This window comes from Polaribacter aestuariivivens (assembly GCF_005885675.1).
Lineage (GTDB): Bacteria > Bacteroidota > Bacteroidia > Flavobacteriales > Flavobacteriaceae > Polaribacter > Polaribacter aestuariivivens.
The window spans coordinates 572,445-596,365 of sequence record NZ_VANR01000002.1; the positions used below are offsets into that span (position 1 = coordinate 572,445).

The 23,921-nt window shown below is 28.9% G+C and carries 17 protein-coding genes; 6 read left to right on the plus strand and 11 right to left on the minus strand.

Annotation, left to right across the window (positions count from 1 at the left end):
• The first annotated feature begins 15 nt into the window (after window positions 1–15).
• From FDT66_RS05890 to FDT66_RS05905, 4 genes are all read left to right on the plus strand, one after another.
• Window positions 16–903: a mechanosensitive ion channel family protein gene (locus FDT66_RS05890; RefSeq protein WP_138535218.1), complete on the plus strand. Its 888-nt coding sequence runs from the start codon at window positions 16–18 to the stop codon at window positions 901–903.
• 88 nt (window positions 904–991) lie between these two features.
• Window positions 992–2,380, plus strand: a complete 1,389-nt coding sequence (gene mnmE / locus FDT66_RS05895; RefSeq protein WP_138535219.1) for a tRNA uridine-5-carboxymethylaminomethyl(34) synthesis GTPase MnmE — start codon at window positions 992–994, stop codon at window positions 2,378–2,380.
• Between the two features lie 35 nt (window positions 2,381–2,415).
• Window positions 2,416–2,775, plus strand: a complete 360-nt coding sequence (locus FDT66_RS05900; protein WP_138535220.1) for a hypothetical protein — start codon at window positions 2,416–2,418, stop codon at window positions 2,773–2,775.
• Window positions 2,776–3,015: 240 nt separating this feature from the next.
• Window positions 3,016–3,678: a peptidoglycan-binding domain-containing protein gene (locus FDT66_RS05905; protein ID WP_138535221.1), complete on the plus strand. Its 663-nt coding sequence runs from the start codon at window positions 3,016–3,018 to the stop codon at window positions 3,676–3,678.
• 37 nt (window positions 3,679–3,715) lie between these two features.
• On the opposite strand, the gene FDT66_RS05910 is transcribed toward FDT66_RS05905, so the two are convergent.
• The 4 genes from FDT66_RS05910 to FDT66_RS05925 are packed head-to-tail and all read right to left on the minus strand — an operon-like array spanning window position 3,716 to window position 8,566.
• Window positions 3,716–5,365: a hypothetical protein gene (locus tag FDT66_RS05910; protein WP_138535222.1), complete on the minus strand. Its 1,650-nt coding sequence runs from the start codon at window positions 5,363–5,365 to the stop codon at window positions 3,716–3,718.
• 17 nt (window positions 5,366–5,382) lie between these two features.
• Window positions 5,383–6,543 (minus strand): ABC transporter ATP-binding protein, encoded by a 1,161-nt coding sequence (locus tag FDT66_RS05915; RefSeq protein ID WP_138535223.1) that lies wholly within the window; start codon window positions 6,541–6,543, stop codon window positions 5,383–5,385.
• A 48-nt stretch (window positions 6,544–6,591) separates the two neighbouring features.
• Window positions 6,592–7,227: a hypothetical protein gene (locus tag FDT66_RS05920; protein WP_138535224.1), complete on the minus strand. Its 636-nt coding sequence runs from the start codon at window positions 7,225–7,227 to the stop codon at window positions 6,592–6,594.
• Window positions 7,166–8,566, minus strand: a complete 1,401-nt coding sequence (locus FDT66_RS05925) for an RtcB family protein (protein ID WP_138535225.1) — start codon at window positions 8,564–8,566, stop codon at window positions 7,166–7,168. Before FDT66_RS05925 ends, FDT66_RS05920 begins: the two co-directional genes overlap by 62 nt.
• Before the next feature lie 259 nt (window positions 8,567–8,825).
• On the opposite strand from FDT66_RS05925, the gene FDT66_RS05930 reads away from it, so the two are divergent.
• The gene (locus FDT66_RS05930; protein WP_138535226.1) at window positions 8,826–9,824 is read left to right on the plus strand and encodes a helix-turn-helix transcriptional regulator; all 999 of its coding nucleotides are present in this window, start codon (window positions 8,826–8,828) and stop codon (window positions 9,822–9,824) included.
• A gap of 22 nt (window positions 9,825–9,846) precedes the next feature.
• Entirely contained in the window at window positions 9,847–10,467 is a 621-nt protein-coding gene (locus tag FDT66_RS05935; protein ID WP_138535227.1) for a metallophosphatase domain-containing protein, read from the plus strand.
• A gap of 45 nt (window positions 10,468–10,512) precedes the next feature.
• On the opposite strand, the gene FDT66_RS05940 is transcribed toward FDT66_RS05935, so the two are convergent.
• The 7 genes from FDT66_RS05940 to FDT66_RS05970 form a co-directional block, all read right to left on the minus strand.
• Window positions 10,513–11,526 (minus strand): glycoside hydrolase family 2 TIM barrel-domain containing protein, encoded by a 1,014-nt coding sequence (locus FDT66_RS05940; protein ID WP_138535228.1) that lies wholly within the window; start codon window positions 11,524–11,526, stop codon window positions 10,513–10,515.
• Between the two features lie 316 nt (window positions 11,527–11,842).
• Window positions 11,843–12,940 carry a glycoside hydrolase family 16 protein gene (locus FDT66_RS05945; protein ID WP_138535229.1) on the minus strand — a complete coding sequence of 366 codons (1,098 nt, stop codon included), beginning with the start codon at window positions 12,938–12,940 and terminating at the stop codon, window positions 11,843–11,845.
• Between the two features lie 5 nt (window positions 12,941–12,945).
• Window positions 12,946–13,863, minus strand: coding sequence for a glucan endo-1,3-beta-D-glucosidase (locus FDT66_RS05950; protein ID WP_138535230.1), 918 nt, complete (start codon window positions 13,861–13,863; stop codon window positions 12,946–12,948).
• Between the two features lie 11 nt (window positions 13,864–13,874).
• Window positions 13,875–16,025 carry a hypothetical protein gene (locus FDT66_RS05955; protein WP_138535231.1) on the minus strand — a complete coding sequence of 717 codons (2,151 nt, stop codon included), beginning with the start codon at window positions 16,023–16,025 and terminating at the stop codon, window positions 13,875–13,877.
• Between the two features lie 10 nt (window positions 16,026–16,035).
• The gene (locus tag FDT66_RS05960; protein ID WP_138535232.1) at window positions 16,036–17,523 is read right to left on the minus strand and encodes a RagB/SusD family nutrient uptake outer membrane protein; all 1,488 of its coding nucleotides are present in this window, start codon (window positions 17,521–17,523) and stop codon (window positions 16,036–16,038) included.
• Window positions 17,524–17,533: 10 nt separating this feature from the next.
• Window positions 17,534–20,575: a SusC/RagA family TonB-linked outer membrane protein gene (locus tag FDT66_RS05965; RefSeq protein ID WP_138535233.1), complete on the minus strand. Its 3,042-nt coding sequence runs from the start codon at window positions 20,573–20,575 to the stop codon at window positions 17,534–17,536.
• Window positions 20,576–20,784: 209 nt separating this feature from the next.
• Window positions 20,785–23,577, minus strand: a complete 2,793-nt coding sequence (locus FDT66_RS05970) for a helix-turn-helix and ligand-binding sensor domain-containing protein (RefSeq protein WP_138535234.1) — start codon at window positions 23,575–23,577, stop codon at window positions 20,785–20,787.
• Between the last annotated feature and the right edge of the window lie 344 nt (window positions 23,578–23,921).

The window sequence follows — 23,921 nt, forward strand, 5'->3', positions numbered from 1 at the left end:
AATTAAAAAAAAGATATGAATAAAGTTATAGAAAAATTAGAAGATTGGAAAGATATATTTATTAAAAACATACCAAACTTAGCAATTGCATTGGTAGTTTTAATAATTGCTTATTTTGCTTCTAGAGGAATGAATAAAATTGTAAACAGAACTATTGGACGTAGAATTAGCCAAAAATCTGTTAGAGATTTAGTTTCTAGAGTTGCCTCAGCAATTACTATTTTAGTTGGTTTGTATTTAGCAATGACTGTTTTAAAGTTTGATGATACTTTAAAAACCATTGTTTCTGCAGCTGGTGTATCTGGTATTGTTATTGGTTTGGCTTTACAAGGAACATTATCAAATACTATTTCTGGTGTGGTATTATCTTTCAGAAGAAATTTAAATATTGGAAATTGGGTAGAAACCAGTGGTTATTCTGGTGAAGTTATGGATATTAACTTAAATTATTTTGTTTTAAAAGAAGCTGATAATAATATGGTTGTAATACCTAACAAAACTATATTAGAAAGTCCTTTTAAAAACTACTCTTTAACAACTAAAATGAGAATATCTATTGAATGTGGTGTTGAATATGGAGCAGATTTAGAAAAAGTAGAAGAATTAACTAAAAAAACAATCAATTCTAACTTCGACCAAGATGAAATTGGAAAAACTGTAGAGTTTTATTTTACAGAATTTGGAGATAGTTCTATTAACTTTTTATGTAGATTTTGGGTAGATTCAGAAAATGCTTTAGAAAAATTAAAAGCAAAAAGTAAAGCTATTATTGAAATTAAGAAAGCTTTTGATGCTGCAGATATTAATATTCCATTCCCAATGAGAACGTTAGAATTTGTACCTAACAACAAGTTAAACTTGGCTCAAATTAAAGAACAGGAAACAGAAAAAGAAAGTTCATAATTTAATTTGAACAAATCATATAAAAAGCTCGTTACAATTTGTAACGAGCTTTTTATTTTCTGATAAAATGTTTGTGTATTTTTGCAATATGATTCAAAACGACACTATTATTGCGTTAGCAACTCCATTTGGAGTTGGTGCTATTTCTGTAATTAGACTTTCTGGAGAAGATTCAATTGCTATTGTTGATGCATATTTTAAGTCAATTAAAAAAAACAAATCATTAAAAACACAAAAAACACATACCATACATTTAGGTCATATCATTAATAATAATGTTATTATTGATGAAGTTTTAGTGTCCGTTTTTAAAAATCCTAACTCTTATACAGGTGAAAACGTAGTGGAAATTTCTTGTCATGGTTCCAACTACATACAACAAGAAATTATACAATTATTTTTACAAAATGGTTGTAGAATGGCAGATAATGGTGAATTTACCATGCGTGCTTTTTTAAACGGAAAAATGGATTTATCTCAAGCAGAAGCAGTTGCAGATGTAATTGCCTCTAATTCCGAAGCTAGTCACCAAATGGCAATTCAGCAAATGCGTGGTGGTATTTCTAATGAATTGAAAGAATTACGAAATCAATTATTAGATTTTGCAGCATTAATTGAACTAGAGCTTGATTTTTCTGGTGAAGATGTAGAATTTGCAGACAGAACCAAGTTTAAAGAATTAGTTACAAAAATCACCTTTGTTTTAAAAAGATTAATAGACTCTTTCTCATTTGGAAACGCTATGAAAAACGGAATTCCAGTTGCTATCATTGGCGAACCAAATGTGGGGAAATCTACTTTATTAAATACACTTTTAAACGAAGAAAAAGCCATTGTTTCTGATATTGCTGGTACCACAAGAGATGCTATTGAAGACGAAATAATTATTGAAGGTGTAGCTTTTAGATTTATTGATACAGCAGGAATTAGAGAAACAAAAGATGTTGTGGAAAATATTGGTATAAAAAAAGCCTATGAAAAAGCTGAAAACGCACAACTTATTATTTTTATTATTGATGCCAGAAAAGAAAAAAGAGAACAAAGAAAAAAAGAAATTGCAACTATAAAAAAACGCTTTCCTAATAAACGTTTATTAATTATTGCCAATAAAGTAGATTTAATTTCAAAAGATGAAACTACTACTCTACTATCAGAAATCGAAAATTTAATTCCTTTATCTGCAAAAAATAAAACAGGAATTGAAGAGTTAAAAAATGAGTTGACTTCTTTAGTTAACATAGGAGCTTTAAGTAATAACGAAACCATTGTTACAAATTCACGTCATTTTGAAGCACTCAATAATGCCCTAACTGCAATAACTTCTGTACAACAAGGTATAGATTTAGATATTTCAACAGATTTGTTTTCCATCGATATTAGAGAGTGTTTGCGACATCTTGGAAATATAACAGGAGAATATGATGTTGATAAAGACATACTTGGCCATATTTTTGGAAATTTTTGTATCGGAAAATAACGTTCACTAATTAATTGTACTTTAATAAAGTTTTAATGAAAGTTGAAGATTTAATTGGCAATTATCAAATTAATGGAAGCAATCAAAATGGTTCTAAGGAAACATATAAGGGTTTACTTTCTTTAACTTTAGATAAAAATAATAGGATTGTTGCCAAATGGTTAATTAACAAAAGTCAACAACAATTTGGGTTAGGATTTTTTAAAAATAATATTTTAGTTATCAATTTCGAATATCAAGGTGATGAAAACGAAACTTACAAAGGAGTTGTTGTTTACAAATGTTTGAATAAAGATATTTTAGAAGGTTTTTGGTCAGAACAATATGGTAATCCTCTTTATTTAGGAGAAGAAAATTGTTTTAGAATAAAAACCACTCCATCAATAATAAATTAATTAGAATCCTCTTTTTCTTTTAGTTTTTTAGAATTGTACAATTCTACACCTCATTCTGAACTCACAAATAAGTAATCTTTTCGATATTTACGATTCAATATTTTTCAACAAATTTATATGTAAGCAATTATATATTCGAATAGTTTTGAAATTAAAAAAATCTTAAAAACTATCAATTAAATACTATTGTGAAAAGAATAAATACATTTGTTATATTTACCATTAAATTAACCAAAACTTATGAAACAACTAATTATTTTATTGTTACTTATAATTGCCGGTATAATTGGTTATGGACAATATAGTAAATACAAAAGATACAATTCGCCAGATGTTGATTACAAAACGGATAAAATTTTAGATCTTAATTATTACAATCAAGAAACTCTTATAAATTATCATAATGCTGTTGAAAATTTAAATACTTACGTAAAATTACAGTGGACTGCAAACGAAATAGATGTTAGAGCTCCTGAGAGCGATGATACTGAAACAACATCTGCTGTAAAAACCTATGCTAGTAAATTAGCGACTGTAAAATATTATGAGTCAATATTAGAAAACTCTAAAAAACTAAAAGAAAAAGGTCTTTCTAACAAAGAAATTAAATTTTTAGAAGAAACTGGCACTGATTTAAAAACGCATCTTCAACAAAAAGAAATGGTTTCTTACAATAAAAGGATGAGAGCCTTGTTTGCTGACTCTAAAAAAATAGTTTACAATCAAAAAACTGCATTAATTTTTGAAGTACAAAAACTATTGGTAAAAAATGGCTTTGATATTGCTGTAGATGGCATTTATAGAGCAGAAACTTCTAATGCTATTAAATCTTTTGAAGCAAAAAACAATCTTTTTGCAGATGGAAAATTAGATGTATTGACCTTGGATACTTTGTTAAAATAAAAAAACGAACTCTTTTGAATTCGTTGTTTAAAATTATTTATTCTGGTCTTGCTTTTAACTTTCTAATATAAATAGAATAGATACATACTGTTATAAGCCAAATTAAGATTACTGTCGAGAAGCCAAAGGCATTAAACCACTTTTCGAAACCACTCACATAATCGTAATCTTTTGGATATATTTTTTTATGAGACAAATCCAAATATTTACTGTAAGCAAATCCAGAAAAAAGGAAAAACAGGGGAAATGCAAAAATACCTAACGTCCAAATTATCTGAATAAATAATTTTTTCCAATGTTTTGTGTAAGAAATTATGCTTAAAATAATTATGGTAAATGAAATAAACATCATTATTAAAAATTCTCTATAATTTCTAATATTTTCGCCTTCTAAAAAGCTTTTTGAACTCGACATTAACCAAACAATAACGACCAAAACAACCAAACTTGCAACAACGCTTAATAAAATAGTTTTTATATCTGTTGTCTTAAAAATGAATAATAAAATACTTAAAAACAACGCTAAGGTTAGTAAAAAATTAAATATAAGATTGTTAAATGTTGGATGATAAGAAAAATAAATATTTGAAAATAAATTATCTAAATTACTAAAGTTTAAATACAATGTTTTTGAATATGGAATTTCATCTGAAAACCTACTGTTGTTATTGTCAAATTCGTTATAATTATCAATTATAGGATTGGAAGTATTTATTAGCTCTTTTAATAAATAATTAGGTCGATTGTTTAAAAGTTGAAACCAATTATCTACAGTTAAATTGTGATTTAATTCATATTTGTTTGCTAAAGAAATTCCTTTTTTTAAATCTTCTTTTATTTGAAAATCGTTTTGACTATCTAGTATATTTTTAAAATAAATTAACTGCTTTTTATAGTCTGTAGAATCTTGACCAATGGTAAATTTTGTTGCAGCATAATTATATAAAGAAGGATTTAGAAAAATTTTAAATTCACTTACATCTTTTACAATTCTATATTTAAAACTGTTTTTGGCATAAATGTTTAAAAATTCATTTTGTTTCAAATCTTCTTGCCAAAGTTTTTCGTTAATTTCATAAAATTGAAACTTAGAGTTGTTAAACTCTATATATGGCTTTGTCTCATCAATATTATCAGTTGATTTATTAAAATTATTCGCAACCTTTAATGGAAATGGTTTTGGGTACGCTTTTTTATCTATTTCGTAATCTCTTTGATTTTGGATAAAAAATAAACTAATGTTATTAAATGTTTTAATATCATTATTTACTTCTTGCCAACTATACAAAGATTTTATTTTGGTTCTAAGCCCTTTTTTGAAAGAAAAATATTGTGTTCCGCTAATAAAAAGTATTATAAAAATAATACAAAATTGTTTGAACAACATCCATTTTTTAAAAGCATACAAACTTTTAAATGCGTTATTTCTTAAGTAGTATATAATCCAAATTAATAAGATAAAAATAGAAATTAAAAAGTTGTAGTAAACTGCAGAAGTTTCAAAAAAGAAACTTTCTAAAGATCTAAATTCTTTTAAATCTCCAATAGTATTTGCTGAAGAATAACCAATGATAAAAAACAGCAAATGGATGAATATATTCGCAACTAGCATCCAAGCCAAACGTGTGTTCCAAATTAGCGGATAATTTTCTAAAAGGTATTTGTTAATTTTATTGATGAAATTCATTTTGTAATTTTAGAAGATTAGTAGACAAAAAAGCGTCTTGAAGATTTAGAAATATCTCTTATGTATTGCACACTGAAATTATTTTTAGCAATAATTGCTAAACAATCATTAAAAGAAAAACCTTCCTTAAAATACAGAATGTAAACACCACCATTAAATTCTAATTTTTCTAATTGATTTTCGTTAAAAACACTTTCAATTTCTTCTCTTGAATTTTCGGTATCAATTTCTATAATTACATGCTGATTTTCTTTTTCATCTAAGTTTAAATTTTCGGAAGGTTTTCCATTTCTTAAATAAATAACTTCATCTGAAACCTTTTCTACTTCATATAATTGTTGTGAAGAAAACACCATTGCAATTGGGTTTACTGGTGATTTAGAAATCATTCTTAAATCTTCTAAAATAATTTGTTGTGCTAAAATATCTAAATTAGCCAAAGGTTCATCTAACAAAATAATTTCTGGTTTTCGGAGCATGGTTCTTGCCAACTCAAATCGCATTTTATAACCTGAGGAAAGTTCGCTCCACTTTAAATCTTTGTATTTCCAAAGTCCAAATCTGGCAACCATCATTAAAACCAATAAATCGTTTTTATTTCCTTTTACTCCATGATGAATCAATGCAAATTTTAAGTTATCTAAAACGCTTCCATACCAAACTGGTGTTCTTTGTGGTATGTAAACTAATTTGGATAAAACATCATATTTGTCTTTATTTTCAGTAGAAAATGAATACGATAAATTTCCTGAAGATTGTTTTATCAAAGAAGCTAAAACAGTTAATAAAGTGGTTTTACCATTTCCGTTTTCTCCAACCAAACCAAAAATATCTCCTTTTTTTAAGGTAACATCTACTGGACCTAAAACAAACCTTCCTTTATTATAGTTTTTAGTAATATTCTCTGCTTTTAAAATTGTTTGCCCAAGTAATTTTTTGTTTTCAATTTTAACGCTTCTTATTTCAGTCGCACATTTTTCAAACAAAGAAAGTAGTGAAGATTTATTTTCACTACTTTCTTGTTCATATATGGCTACAAAGTCTAAAACTTTAGAAAATATATTTTCTGAATCTGTATTTAAACCAGCATCTAAAAGGGTTCTGTAACCCAGAGAAAAATCGCCTCTTTTAAAAAATAAAATGGCTTTTTCTATGAGTTCTTCTTGAGAATGTATCATGTTTTTGGAATTCTTGCAATTTTGATTTAAAAGTAGTGAAATATATTTTTACTTCCAGAATTCATACCATTTTTTATGAGGAATTGTTTTAGTCATAAATTTATTTTTTATAGATAAAATTTCTATATCTTCTTTTTCAAAACCATTAATCAAAAAAGTTACTTTCCCACTTAATGTTGATAATCTATCAAATTCTTTACAAACTAAAGAACATATTTTCTTTAAATTCATAATAACTTCAGATTCATTTTCATATCCAAATTCAACTAAATCTAATTCTTCATTGATATTATAAAAATCCCACATTAAGCTATATTCTTGGTCAAAATCAAATAAATTATAAATTTTACTAAAATAATGAAGTATAGTTTTAGTATTATTTTCATCTTTTATTTTTTCTGAATACAACTTAATATTGTAAATGATAAAAACTTCTTCAGAAATTTCTTTTCTAAGAATTTCTAATAATGGTTTCTTAAAACCTTCTAATCTATAATTGATATTTACCAACTCAAAAAGCAAGCTATTTTTGATTAAATCTTCAGATTTTACTTTTTCATAAAGCATCATCTCAAAATCTTCTTTTGAGATGATGTCTAATAAAAGTTCAATCGCTTTTTCTTTAACTTCTTCCATTATTTCTATTCCTTTTATCTTGTCTTCTCCTATTTTTCCATGGCGCATTTTTCTGCCAGTTTCCAGCCATAATACAACCATAAGGCATTACTTCATCAATAACAGTTCCTAAACCGAATACTTCCATTTGGTTTCTTACGGTTTCTGCATTTTTATATGCGGATGGTAATTCTGTAATATCAATTTCATTTGAGAAAAAACGCACATCTAAATCTTTGGTTTCTTGTTCGAAAATTTCTTCATTTGTGCCTGTTTTACTTTTTCTATGTTGTGTTCTACTTACATTTCTTCCTGCTCCATGAGGTGCAAAACCCAAATTGCTTTTAGTTGTTTTTCCTTCTACAATTAAAACTGGTTCAGCCATATTTAATGGAATTAATCTTGGTCCTGTAATATCTGGCATAAACTTTGCATCTAAAGGAGTTGCACCTTTTGCATGATAAAACAAATCGCCGTCTTTAAAAACAAAATTATGCTCATTCCAGAATCTATTTTCTTTTTCGATTCCTAACTTTTCTAAAGTTGCGTTGTGTAAAACTTCGTGGTTTAACTTCGTCCATTTTCTAATAATTTGCAAAGCTTCCCAATATGCTTTTCCTTCTTCTGTTTCATAAGGAATCCATGCATTTTGTTTTAAGGTTTGTGGAGATAATTCTTTTCGAAATTTTTCTGCAATATGCATTCCTCTTCCATATAAATTCGCGCCAAAACCTCTACTTCCATGATGTGTAATTAACATCGTGTTTCCTGTATTTTTAGATTTCCCTACAAACAAAAAGTGATTTCCATCTCCTTGTGTTCCTAAATGACTTCTTGCTGCAGAAATACATTTTTGATTGTTCAAAAAAGTATTTCCTTCAATTTCTGCCAATAAATCCATAGGAAAACGAAATTGCGTATTTCTATCTCTTCCTCCTGGTCCAAAATGGGTTATTGAATGTGCTGCATCTAAAACATCTTTTGGGTTTGCTTTTCCGAAATCTGTTAATAGTACAGAACAACAAATATCTGCACTATGCATTCCTGGATGAATGGCATTTTTCGCCACCACAATTCCACCTACAGGAACTGTTCCTTCTGGTCCTGTTGGACAAGCATCTGGCATAATTGCACCATTTACAACGGTTGGTGTTTTCATTAATGTTTCCATAGAAGTTACTACAGAGTTCACATTAATTTCTTCCAACTCGTTTTCTGCTTTTATATTGATAATCAATTCAGCAGGATTTTCCAATAAACCAATTGTTGGTGCTGGTTTAAACTGTTTCAAATAATCTAAAATCTCAATTTCGGATAATTTGTTTGCATTGATAAATTCAATAGCTTCTGGAAACCATTTTGCTGGTTTAAAACCTAATTCGATAATTTCTTTTCCTGATATATTCATTTTATTTTCCATTTTAATGTTTTTATTCCCTTAGGAAGCTCTGTGAACTCCTCGTTTCACAGAGCGATTACTTTCATAAAAAAACTTCTTTTTCATGATTCCGATACAAACATCTTACACAAATACGCAATCTTTTTGCGTAGTTAAGTTTATTTTCTATTTTTATTAAAAATTTTACAATTAAATTGTTCTCGATACAATTTCGCAAAAAAAGCGAAATCACTCGAACTGACAGTCTGTAAAGTATAAAACAAATAAAATGGCATCAAACAAAAATGCGCTTATCAGATATAAAACCATAGATTATTGTTTGCGGAACAAGTTTAAAAAATGGACTTTAGAGGATTTAATTGAAGCCTGTTCTGACGCTTTGTATGAGTATGAAGGCAAAGATGTAAACGTGAGCAAACGTACTATTCAGTTAGATATTCAGTTAATGCGAAGTGATAAATTAGGTTATAATGCGCCAATTGAAGTTTACAATAGACGTTTTTATAAATATACTGATAAAGATTATAGTATTATGAACATTCCTGTGACAGATAATGATGTAAAAATTATGAATGACGCCATTCAATTATTGCGTCAGTTTAAAGATTTTTCATTATTCAAAGAAATGAATGGTGTTTTACAACGTTTGGAAGATTCTGTTTATTCATCACAAAAAGACAAAAAATCGATTATTCATTTAGACAAAAATGAACAACTTAAAGGATTGGAATTTATAGACCCTCTTTACAATGCTATTCAGCAAAAAAAAGTTTTAAAAATTCGATATCAATCTTTTAAAGCACATAATGCAAGTAATATGATTGTGCACCCTCAATTATTGAAAGAATTTAACAATCGTTGGTTTTTATTATGCTTAAATAAAAATAAATATTACACATTGGCTTTAGATAGAATTATTGAAACTTCTTTAGAGGAAAATATAGAATATGTTGATAATAATGTTGATGGAGACATTTATTATAAAGATGTAATTGGAGCTACAGTTTCAAATTCAAGACCACAAAGAATTCAATTTTGGATAGAAAAAAAGAATGCCCCTTATGTTATTACGAAACCTTTTCATAAATCGCAAAGAGTTATAAAATATACAGATGATGGAGTTATTTTTAACATTTTTGTACAAATCAATTTTGAATTAGAACGTAAAATTCTTGGTTTTGGGGAGCTGATAGAAGTTTTAAAACCAGAAAAATTCCGTAACAGAATTTTAGGAAAATTACATCAAGCAACTAGAAATTACAAATAAAAAGTTCTAATTTTGATTTTATATGAAAATCGTTTTAATTTCAGATACACATGGTGTCCATAATTTTAGAATTCCTGATGGTGATGTTTTAATTCACGCTGGTGATGTTTCTTCAAGAGGCAGAAAAGCTGAAATTGATCTTTTTGTAAAATGGTTTCAAAAGCAACCACACAAACACAAAATTTTTATTGCTGGAAATCATGATTTTTATTTTGAAGAAGCCGCTCAAAATAATATCGCAGTAAATTATCCGAATCTTATTTATTTAAATGATTCTGGTTGTGAAATTGATGGAATAAAATTTTGGGGCTCTCCTATTCAACCTACATTTTTTAATTGGGCTTTCAATAGAAATCGAGGTAAAGAAATAAAAAAACATTGGGATTTAATACCAAATAATATAGATGTTTTAATAACTCATGGACCTCCTTATAAAGTTTTAGATCTTACAAAAAATGAAACATACGCTGGTTGTGAAGAACTCAAAAAGAAAGTTTTAGAAATTAAACCTAAACTACATGTTTTTGGACATATTCATGAAGCGTATGGAAAAACTATTAGAAATGAAACTATTTTTGTGAATGCTTCTTTATTAGATCATAAATATAAGAGTGCGAATACTCCTATTTTAGTTGAAGTTTAAAATAACACTAAAAAACGTTTTTTTCATAACCTTTTAAAACTTACTTTACTGCTGTTCTTTATAAAGTTGTTGAACAACTTTAAATGCTTGTTTTTTATTTCTATCAATATCTACGATTCCCCAAAACTCTTCGTTTGGAGTACCATCATAAGGAACACCAGAACTATTTGGAGCCCAACCTCCAACATCTTGTGTATGATTGCTACCTGCTTTCCACCATCCATCAGTAAAAGAAAATAAAGTTACTCCAGAATTTATAGCGGTATTTTCAAATGATTTTCTTAAAATATTATAAGTAGCATCTGCTTGTGCTTTTTCATTAATTCCAAATTTATAGGTGTTTTTGGATATTGTCATATAACTATCACCTCCTGTTTCCGATAAATACATAGGTTTGGTACTTATTTCACTCCATTGTTTAAAAATTTCTTCAGGTGTATCCCATCTGTAAACATTCATTCCCCAAACATCAATATTTGGACTCATTTCAAGCGCTAAAGCATCTGGTAATTCTCCATGTGCAGTGGTTGTTGGATGATGATTATCATTTTGATGAATTATTTCTGCTGCAGTGTTCATAGCATTATACCAATTTTTAATATCATTCTCAAACCAAACTGGATGATAATTATATTCATTGCCTAGTTCCCACATCAAAATTGCATTATGATTTTTGTACTTATTCACATAATCGATATACGTTCCTGAAAGAATATCATATTTTCCATTTTGATTATACCCAAAACCAATTATAATTTTTATTCCTGCTTTATTTATTTCGTCTAAAACATTAACATCATCAATAGGTTCATAAACCCTAATAGTATTTATGCCAGCATCTTTCATTAAGGATAAATCTTGTGTAAGATTGCTAAAATCTCTTTTATCACTTCCTTTTGGTACTGGATGGTAGCAAATTCCTTTTATGATATAAGGTTTTTGATTAACCATAATTTTTCTACCAGAAACTGAAACTACATCGCTTTTATTTTTTTTATTACAACTGTAATTTATAGTTAAAATGGAAAAAAGAATTAAAATTGTAAAACTCGTTCTCATACGTATTATTTGGTATTAGTTATATTTTAAATGTTGTTTTAAATACTGGTGTAAACCAACAACTTATAACCACCTATTATTCAATAAATTAAATTGTTTGTTTTTAAAGCTTGCTAAAAATTATTTGAAATTGATTTTTGATTAAATTGTATTTACTATTTAAAAAATATTCAATAAAACATTTGAAAAATATGTATAGAAATACAATACTACTTTTAAATAAAAGTGTATTTATATATCAATTAAAAGAATTTGGAATTTTAATAAAAAGGCCGAACAAAAAGTATTCGACCTTTTTTAATCAAATAAAAATCAACTATTTATAAACTTTCACATAGTCTATTTCCATAACATCTTCAGTAAATGAAGCATCTATTGCTCCTCCTAAAGTACCACCTATAGCAACATTCATAATTAAAAATTGGTTTTTATTGAATGGCCAAGTGTTAGAGTTTTTTACAGATGGATTGTAAGTGTAAAAAAGCTCTCCATCAAATAAAAATTCTAGTTTTTCTTCAGTCCATCTTAATTCATAAACATGAAACTGAGTGGTAGTAGTGTTTGAATTGATAGCACCTTTATTTTGTGTATTTCCAAAACTAGATGGTGTATGAGTTGCACTTTGTACTTTTCCAATATCGTTTCCAATATGCTCCATAATATCAATTTCTCCACAAGCTGGCCAACTAACAGAATTAATGTTAGATCCTAACATCCATAATGCAGGCCAAGTTCCACCTGTTGAAGGTAATTTTGCTCTTATTTCTACTCGTCCGTATGTAAAATCAAATAAACCTTGAGTTTTTAATCTTGCTGATGTGTAGTTTGCTCCAGAAAAATTTTCTTTTTTTGCTTTAATTTTTAAAGTTCCATTACTAATTGTAACATTTTCTGTTCTATCTGTGTAATATTGAGATTCATTGTTTCCCCAACCATTACTACCCGTTCCAATATCATAGGTCCATTTTGCTGGGTCAGGAGCTCCATCTGTATCAAATTCATCAGACCAAACTAACTTTAAGCCTCCAGGAGAAACATAAATTTCTTTTTGTATAAAATCACTCACGAAATTATCTGTTTTTGAAAAAGCGATAACTTCTATTGTGTATTTGTTTGTTCCAGAAGTCGTGTAAGTATAATCTAAATTTCCAGAAGTAGATTCAACTTCGTTTCCATCTCCAAACTTTACTTTGTAACGAACAGCATCTTTTGCAGATAAAGCTAGTTTTACATCTCCAGAACCATCACCTAAAGGGTTTGCTGAATTTGTTCCAACAACTGTAATGTTTATAGATAAGTTTGTGGGAATTACAGTATCATCAATAACAACACCTTCACCTCCTTGTGAGCTTCCGCAAGAAAGGAAAGAGAAAAGTGCTATTATTAAATAATGTTTTACGTTTAGTAATTTCATGTTATTTATTCTGAAACAATGATAAACCACCAATCAAACTGTCCATTACCATCTGTAGTTTTTAATACCAGTTCGTTAGGAACTCCTCTATCTACAATTTGATAGCTATGAGAACCACCTGTATAGTATCCTATAAAGCCAATTCCTGTTAAATTGATTGTTTCAACTCCTCCAGGAGCTGTTAAACTAAATGTTGCTGTATAATCACTGTATACGTAGTTTTCGATATCTGCTCCATTTGGAGATACATTTGTTGACCCTAAATCGTCTATAATATATGGATCACGCCCAAAAATGGTTCCATCTGTATTTAAACCTGTTGCATCATTTGTACTGTCTGTAATATGAGTAAACGTTCCATCAGAATTAAAAATATACCTATCATCATACATTCCAACACCTGCCTTTTCATTAGGTCCAGCTCCATAAAATTCGTTCATAGGTCCACCTACAGAACCTAAACCGAAATGTCCTGGTTTTGCTGATTGAATTTTCCAAGTTTTAGAACCTGTTCCATACAATTTATCTAATAATTCTTGTGGTGGTGAATATGTTGATAAAACATCTACTTGAATAGAATTACTTGAACTAGTACCTGCAATTCCAGTAGCTACAACAGTAACTGTATAAGTGTTTAAACCTAACGTACTAAAACTGTAGGTATATTCTCCTGAAGTTGCTACGTTTGTATTTCCATTAAAAATATACTGATAAGATACTGCATTATCAGCAGTTGCTTTAAAACTCACTACTCCACTTCCATCTCCATTTGGATTGTTTGAATCTGCTCCTACAATATTAGCTGTAATAACAATGTTGGAAGGAGCTACAATTTCTCCGAATTCATAATCATTTTCTTGACAACCATAAAAACCAATAGTTAAAGAAAATAGTATTATATATAGATTTTTTATTTTTTTCATTTTATAAAATTTTAGTTTGTTAAAATTAAATCGTCAAAATAAAAGCTTTCACCTTGACCTCCATTTCCGAAATCTGGAAATAAAATTACATTTTCGTAATTTATGGAAGTGTTAAAAGATGCTGAAGTTGTTAAATCAAAAGTTAGCTCTTCCCATTGACCAGCAACTGTTGAAGTTGCTTCAATTTCCACAAAAACAGTTGGATTTCCATTTCCGTCTTTTGGAGAATTAGGGTCTTCTGTTTTAAATAAAATTTTAGTTCCTACTCTTGGAGACCAAACTTTAATTTTAACTTTAGTTCCATAGTCAAAGTTAATTGGACCATCTAACGCCATTGAAGCACCTGCCCAAACTTGCGAACCTGATGGTTTTTGGATTTCTAAAACAGTTGCACTCGTATTAATTCCAGTTGCATCTGGATTAGAGATGATTGCAGTTGGAAGTGGCCCAAAATTAGGGTCTCCAAAACCTACCCAAGTATATGTTAAACCAGGAACTTCAAAACTTACTGGTAATTTTATGGATGCAATTTCAATATCATCAAAATAAAACTTTTCACCTTGTCCCATATTTCCGAAATCTGGAAATAAAATTACATTCTTATAAGGAATACTAGTACTAAAATTCGCAAAAGTTGTCATATCGAAAGATAATTCTTCCCAAGTGTTAGCAACTGTTGTTGTTGCTTTTACTTCTGCAAAAACTGTAGGATTTCCATTACCATCTGGTGGTGAAGTTGGGTCTTCCATTTTTAATAAAATATCTGTTCCTACTCTTGGAGACCAAACTTTTACAGTAATTGTTGTTCCTGCAGAAAAATCTATTGCTTGGTCTAAAGGCATAGAAGCACCTGCCCAAACCTGAGAGCCAGAAGGTTTTTCAATTTCTAATACTGTATTTGTAGTATTGATTCCAGATTTATCTGGATTTGATATAATTGCTGTTGGTATTGGTCCAAAACCTGGGTCTCCAAAACCTGTCCAAGTATAATTTAAAGTACTTGACTCGAAATTAACTGGTAATTTTTGTAATTCTGATGGTGGTTTGTGGAAATAAAAATTATCTACAAACACTATAGAAGAACCAAATGGAGTTGCAGTAATTATGTATTGATTAATATCTGCAAAAGATGTTATTCCTGCAGCTGTAAAATCTGCTAATGGAATATCTATACTAGTCCATTCGCCAGTAGTTGTTGCAACAGCTATTTCTGCCTCAGAGTTATTTGTACCGTTATCAAAACCATCACCTAAAAAGTCTACTAATTTCAATTTGATTTCTGTAGCATTTGGAGTCCAAACATCTAAGTGAACATGCGTCATTGCACTTGCATCTACAGGATTTGATGTTGTTTCGATACCATTAAAACCTAATGATGTATACTTTTTAGTTGCATTACCGTTTATCATCACATCTTCAAATGAAGCTTGACTCCAAGACGTGTTCCAAGTATCTACATTTACATTCGTATATGCATCACTAAATAGTGAGATTACGTCAGCTGCATTTCTTGAAGGTGGAGCTGGCGCTTCAGTTGTTGGATCTAAAATTTCTGTTACTACAAATTCTTCTGTATACTCAGTAGTTGCAATAGCACCACCTTTTGCAATAACACTTACAGAATATGTACCCGCTGTTTGATACTGGTATGAAATTGTTTCACCAATATTTCCTGAAACAGATGTTGCACCTGTTTCTCCTGAGATAAACTCGAATGTGGTTGCAAAATCAGCATTTGCTGTTACGTTTACTTGTTTAGAAACTGCTTTATCATTTTCTATAACTACAACTAAATTTTGTGGTGCCTTGAAAGAAACAATTAATTGTTGTGTAACCTCAGAAGTATCACCCAGAGCATTGTAAGCAACTACTTTTACATCAAAAGTACCTTCGCTATAAGTTCTTTGAACACTTTGTCCGTTAGTAACAGTTTCAGAATCTGTAGTTCCGTCTCCAAAAAATACTTGAAGTTCTTTTGCTCCATCTGCTGTTGGTGTAATTGTAACTAAACCTGAATTATCTTGCGTAATACTGTAAGTTGCAGCAACATTAGTTGGTGGCTGAATAGAGTCTAAAAAATCTAAGTCTCTAACGTTATCTGTACATGCACTTATTACTAAAAGTGCAATTACAATTTTGTATATTATTTTAATTTTTTTCATCATTAATTTTTTAGTAATTAGGATTTTGAGCCCATCTATTTCCAGCTAACTGAATTTCGATTGCTGGAATTGGAAATACTTCATGTTTTCCGGTTACAAAACCGTTTATTTCTTGAGCAGCTCTACCAGTTCTAACTAAATCGAAAAAACGATGTCCTTCTCCTGCTAACTCTACTCTTCTTTCCTTATAAATGTCTTCTGTTAAGTTTGCTCCAGTTGAAGAAACATTGTGCAACATATCACCGAAAGCACGTTGTCTAACAAGGTTTAAATATCCTTGTGCTTTAACGTCATTTGGTGTTGTACTTTTATTAAATGCTTCTGCAGCCATTAATAAAACATCTGAAAAACGAATTGCTCTGTAATTATTAGGGTTTGTTAAATTTCTGTCTCCCTGAGCTTCAGCGCTTCTTGTTCTTGGTAAGTATTTTCTGTTAAAATATCCTGTGTGCTCATATCCTTTTTCGAAAGTTGCACCAGTTTGTTGAGACCAAGCTTCAATATCTAAAATTGTAATATCTATTCTTCTATCTCCCATTTCAAATGCATCTACTAATTCTTGTACAGGAACATTAAAACTGAAACCTGATGAAAAATCTGGTCCGTTATAACCTCTAACTCCACTAAAACCAACAGCTACATTTCCTTCACTACATTGTAAACATCCAAAACCTGCTCCTTGAGTTTCTGTATATTGTACCTCAAATACAGACTCTATACTGTTTTCATTTTCATTTTCGAACAAGTTCATGAATTTTGTAGCGTCTGTTACCAAAGCATGTGGTCCGTTTGAAATTAAATCTTCTAAAACATCTGCAGCTTTATCAAATTTATTTTGATATAAGTATGCTTTACCTAATAAAGCTTGAGCTGCACCTTTTGTGATTCTACCTGTTTCTGCTTGAATGTATGGTAAAGTTGCAGCGGCAAACATTAAATCTTTTTCTATTTGTTCATATATTTCTGCTTTCGGAGTTCTATCTACTTCAAATTGATCACCAAATAATAATCTTTTATCTACAGCTAAAGGAACATCGCCAAACCATTTTACCAACTCAAAATAATAGTAAGCTCTTAAAAATCTTGCTTGCGCGATGATTTGATCTTTTCCAGAAAAATCTATATTATCTTGAAATTCTAAAATATAATTTGCTCTGTTTACTCCTGAGAACATCCATCCCCAAATGTCTCTTAATTGAGCATTTAAAGGAGTATGTGTCATATCATCTACTTCTTGGATTCCTAAAACGTCTGTTGCGCTTTCTCCTCCAGCCAATGTATTGTCTGAAGCAATTTCGCCTAAAAGAACATTTAAGTAAGTAGTTTGCAATAAATCGTAAGCACCAATTAGTGCATTTTCATAATCTTCTTGAGTATTGAAAAAATCTTCTGAGTTATCTGAAGGTGATTTTACATCTACAAAATCATCACTACAAGAGTAACTTATTGTTACTAGTAAAATTAATACTGTATATATTTTTATGTTTATTTTTTTCATCTTTTTTGTATTAAAAATTAACATTTATACCTAATAAAAAGGTTTTTGGATTTGGATAAAAACCTTGATCTATACCTCCACCAATTGGTGCTCCATTTGATGTAGTTGGGTCATAACCTCTATATTTAGTAAGTGTAAATAAATTACTTGCAGATAAGTAAAATCTTACTTTATCAAAATCTAATTTTTCTAACGTTTCATTTCCTAAACTATAACCTAACTGAACACTTTGTAATCTTAAAAAAGAACCATCTTCTACATAAAAGTCAGAAAATAAAGCGTTACCAGTAGCTCCTGTTGTAACTCTTGGAAAAGAGTTGCTTGTTCCAGGGCCTGTCCATCTATCTAAATAATAAGTTGGTCTGTTTGTTAATGGTAGGTTTCTTTCGTAATTTCTTACAATTTCATTACCAATTGAAGCAAATGCGTAAGCATTAAAGTCTAATCTTTTATAATTGAACGAGAAGTTTAATCCCATAGTTACATCTGCAATTGGATCACCTATGTAAGTTCTATCATCTGCATTAATTACTCCGTCTTCATTTACATCTACAAAACGAATGTCTCCAGGAGATGCATTTGTTTGAGGAGCGTGAGCATTTACTTCTGCTTGTGTTTGAAATAATCCATCAGTTTTATATCCGTAGAAATATCCTATAGGAAAACCTGCTTCCATTCTTGATGGTGGTTCTTGACCTACTCCAAAACTTCCTCCTTCAATAATTCCTGTTGAGTTTCCAACGAAAGTAACTTCATTATTTAAAGTTGTAAAGTTGTAGTTTACATTAAAGTTAAAATCTTCTGAGATGATTTCTTTATAACCTATTGAAAATTCAAAACCATTATTTTCTACAGTTCCTGCGTTAATAACTGGCACTGAAGAACCTGGTGCAGAAACACCAATAATACCAGATGTTTGCGCTTGAACTAAAAGGTCTTTAGTGGTTTTCTTAAAATAATCCATCGTAATATTTACTTTATTGAATAATTCTAAATCAACCCCAATATCTAATGGTATTTGTTGTTCCCATTTTATTTCTGGATTTGAAATAGGACCAATTGCAGTACCTTGTACTAGTGTATCATCAAAAACATATTCAGCTTCTCCATTTAGTACAGATATAAATCTAAAACCTGGAATTCTATCATTACCAATAATACCATAACTTGCTCTGAATTTTAAGAAGTTTAACATTTCTGAATCTTTTAAGAAATCTTCTTCAGAAGCAACCCAACCAACAGATGCTGTTGGGAAAAATCCAAATTTATTCTCTGGACCAAAATTAGATGAACCATCTCTTCTTATTACTGCAGAAACTAAATATTTATTATCGTAACCATATTGTAATCTTGCAAAGTAAGATAATAAACGACTATCGAAACTTAGGTTTGAACCGTTATTATTATTTTTAAAAATTTCTAAACCATCACCATTTGCAATTGTTCCATTTGTAACAACATTGCTTAAACTTGTTCCTGTTGCACTGCTTGTAAGTATTCTATTAAACCTACCTGTAGTTTTAAAAACGGATGTTCCTATCATTGCTTTTACATCGTGAACATCATTATAAACTCTTTCGTACTTGAAAAAAGTATCAAAAGTATAATCGTAAAAACTTTGTTCAAAATCTACAAGATTTGGTATATCTACATTAAAAACGTTTCCATTCCCATAGTTATATAATTGGTTAAATGTTTTTGCACTAGAAACTGCATAATTAGCCTGAAACCTTGTTTCTGCAGAAAAATAATCTAAGAATGTATAGTTTAAACCATAACTTCCTGAAATTTTATTTACTGTTGTTCTATTTTCTGCATTACTTATTTGAGCTAATGGGTTTGCTACTTCTATACCTGTTCCTATAGCTGGTGGTTGTGAGAAATCACCATTTGTAAACACAGGAGTTGTTGGAGGCATATTTGCAGCATTAAATAATACTGAACCTAAAGTATTTTCTATTAAATTCTTCTTATTTGTATTTGTATAAATCGTTGATGAACTTAGTTTTAAATTATCTGTAATGTCTGTATCAAAATTAAATCTAATATTTCTTCTGTTGAAATTTGATTTTCCTCCACCTACAATTCCGTCTTGATCTAAAACTGATAAACCTAATGAATATGTAGATTTTTCAGTTCCTCTATTTAAAGTATAGTCTATAGCATACATTGGAGCAGTTTCAAAAACCTGATCTTGCCAATTTGTACCTTGCCCTAAACTGCTAATATTAGAAAATGGTAAAGCTTCACCGTTTGCAGCAAAAGCTTCATTTGCTAACAAAGCATATTCTGTTGCATTTAATAAAGGAATTTCTCTTGTTGTTTGTTGAAAACCTACAGACATGTTTAATGTAGATCTAAAATCAGTATTTTTTCTACCAGATTTTGTGGTTACCAAAATAACTCCATTTGCTGCACGAACTCCGTAAATACCAGCTGCAGCATCTTTTAGAATATTGATAGACTCAATATCTGAAGGGTTTACTACACTTAAATCTTCAATAACTCTTCCATCTAAAAAAATTAAAGGTCTACTATCTCCATTTGTAGAAACACCTCTAATTCTAATATTAGAACCAGCTCCAGGAGAACCAGAGTTTTGAGTAATGTTCACACCAGCAACTTGCCCTTGAAGTGCTTGCTCTATTCTTGTAGGTTTTAAGTCTTCAATTGTAGCACTAGAAACTACAGAAACTGCACCAGTTACTTCTTTTTTACGTTGTGTACCGTAACCAATTACAACAATTTCGTCTAAAGCTTGTGCTTCAACATCTAAAGAAACATTTATTGTAGTACTATTTACTACAACTTCATTTTGCTTATAACCTAAATATCTAAATACTAAAATAGCACCAGTATTTACATTTGTTAAGCTGTAAGCTCCATCAAAATCAGTTTGTGTTCCTTTATTTGTTCCTTTGATTATGATACTTACTCCTGGAAGTAAATCTCCAGTTGAAGAGTCTTTAACTACTCCTTTTACATTAACAGTTTGCGCAGTTGCACAAAAACCTATAAAAATTAAGAGTAATAATGTGATTTGTTTTCTCATGAATTTAAAGAGTTTTAATTTTTGATAAATTTACAGCCTAATTATTATTAAATACATAAAATTAGCCACAACAAAAAACATACACAGCAATATTTTAAGAAATAAATAACGTTTAAGCCTATTAATAAAGAGATTTATTTTTTCTTTAAAAGCCAATAAAACAGCAATGTTGTGGTAATGTATAGGTGAAAATAAGTACTGATAAGGTGCTAAATTTCCAAAATATAATTTGTTAAGTTGGCATTGTGATCTAAATTCATTTTTTTTCTTAGCCTATATCTTTTAACCTCAACACTTCTAGGAGAAATATTTAAAAGTGGTGCAATTTCTTTAGAAGATAAATTTAAACGTAAATAAGCACAGAGTCTTAAGTCGTTTGGTGTTAGTTCTGGATGCTTTGCTTTAATTTTATCTAAGAATTTTTTATCAGCATTGTTAAATGCCTCTTGAAACATTTTCCAATCATCCGTATTATTTAAATTATCGTCAATAATTTTAACGACTTTGGTAATGTTTCTTTGACCTCCTTCAATTAATTCGGTTTTTATGGTATTTAAAAAATCATTCTTTTTTATAATACTCATTGTTGAGGTTGCTAATTCTCTGTTTTTACTTTCTATATCATTTCTTAATTTCTCATTATTAAGTTTCATGATTTTCTGAGTACTTTCTAATTCCTTTAATTCTAATTCTTTTTTAGCCTTTTCCAATAAGAGCGAATTTCTTCTTTTATACCTTCTTTTGTAATAAATATTTATTAATAAAATTATAAAACTGATACATAAAAGATAAAAAATAACGAATAAATTACTTAGGTAATAAGGTCTTTGTATCGAGAAATAAAATGATTCTACGTCTGTAACTATGTTTCCATACTTTCCTCTCACATTGAATTTATAATCGCCATAAGGTAAATTTTCAAATAATTGTGTAGAATTCTCGCTCCAACTTGACCAGTTTTGAGATAAGCCTTCTAATTGATACCGATATTCATTTTTAATAATTTTATTGTATTTAGAAATGCTAAAAGTAAACTGTATGTTGTTTTGTTTATTTTCTAAAACAGCCTTCTCATTTAATACCAAATTAATTTTTAAATCGTCTATTTTATTAACTACTACAGATTGGAATGATATAGAAACATTTTCATTGGTTTGTTCAACAGAATCGTCAAACAGTAAATATCCGTGGGAAGTTCCTATTAAATAAACATCTTCATTAATTGGAGTTAAGTTTTCAAACCCTAAAACGTTGTTTCTAATAGATCCTGAAACTGGTACTTTTTTAATTTGCGGATTTAAACTTATTGTATTTGATGTTATAAATATGATATTGTTATTTGAAAAACTATATAAAACGTTGTTTTTAAAAGGAAGCTTTTTTATAGTTGATAAATTTTTTGTGTTTTTTAAAATGTTTGTAAAAAGAGTATCTCTTACAAAATTTCCATTTGTTTGTTTTTTGAATATTCCAGAAGAAGACGAATAAAATAAATTATTACCAAAAGAAAAAACATTAGATCCATAACCTTCTCTTGGAACTTCTATTTGCTTTTTGTTTAGAATTTTGTTGTAATCCTCATTAATACTTAACTCGTAAAACCCTTTTGTTTCGTGATTTACATATAATTTATCATCATAAAACTCAAAAAACCTGCTTGAAAAATTAAAACCACTAATTTTATTTTTGAACTGCCAAATTCCATTTTGTTTTTTTAGAATAGATACTCCTTGATAATTTCCTTGAATTAATAAAGAGCTTTTATTTGGTACTTTTTTAATACTCCAAGTTCCTACTGCATCTGTTAAAGCATTAACAATATTTTTATTCTTTATGATAAATGTTCCTTTATCATGTCCGCAGAAAATATTTCCGTCAATTTCTTTTAGAAACCAAACTTGACCTTCTGTTCCTTTTATTAATGTATATTTTTTGTTTTCGTTTTTGTAAAACAATCCTTGGTTTGTACCCAAATACAAAACATTTTCAAAAAACAAAGAAGTATAAATAGTACCTAAAGAACCATCATCGTCTTCAAAAATTTTAAATGCAGATGATATATTTATAAAATTAATTCCATTATCTGAACCAACCCATACATTATTTGCATTGTCTTGAAATAACGAAAGTGCTGTGTTATTACTCAAGCCATTTTTTTGGTTTATAACTGATGTAATTTCTTTTTTAGAATTCATAAAAATAATTCCGTTAGAAATTGTGCCAATTGCAAAGCTTTTATCTGAAAGCTGAATTGCGGTAAAAATGGAAAAATTGTTGGTATCTAAATCTGACTGTATTTGTTTTACACCATTTTCTTTTAAAGTTACAAAGCCATTTTCTTCAGATAAAAAAACAAGTTCTTTGCGCTCATAAAAACAGTTAATAATTTTATTTTCCTTAAAAAAAAGTGCATCAGAAAGTAATTTTTCTTCACCATTTTCTAGTGTAAATAAGCCTACATTTTTCTTTTGGAAAAATATTTTGTCATTTAACACAAAAAGATCAGAAATTATATTCTCAGAATCTATGATTTTAATTTCTTTAGAAACAATATTAACAAAGTATATTCTTGTCTTAGATTGAAAAAGTATCCAATTTTGATAAAAGTTTACTTCCCAAAACTCTTCTCCTTCTTTTAATTTAATTTGAAATTTTTCAACTATAGATGTATATTCTAATAAGCCTTTGTTGTTTTTTTTCCAGAAGCCAAAATCCATAAAAGAACCTGTATAAATTATATCTTCTTTAATTTGAACAGATCTTAATGCTGGATTTGGAAAATGAGAATACAGTTGCCAATGCTCTCCATTATACTCCAAAAGACCTGCATTATTTGCAACGTAAATTAAATTGTCTTTAGATTGTGCAATTCCCCAATTTTGATTTTGTGCTTTGTAATCTTCTGTAGTAAAGTTTTTTATTGGAGATATTTCTTGACAAACAAAAATTTGTGTTATTAATAAAAAAACACACAGTGATAAAAATTGCTTTAAAGAGTTCATTTATATAAATGTTTGGTTTAAATAAAACATAAAAACCTGTAAAACAATTAAGTAAATATAAACGGAAAAGAATTGTATGGTTTTTAATATGATGAAATTACAAAGAACATATTTAAAAACCTAATTTTAACTTGTAGGCAAATAAAAATAAAATTTTATAATGAAAAAATTATAAGTACATTTAAAAAAATATTTTTACTGAATGAATTTTATTAAAAAAATTGGAACTTCCAACTTTCTTATGCTACTTCTGTGCATTTTAATTATACTTGTTGCAGAATATCTTTTTTTAACTGGTAATAAATTACATGGTATTTTTCTTGGACTTTGGGCTCCAACTTTAT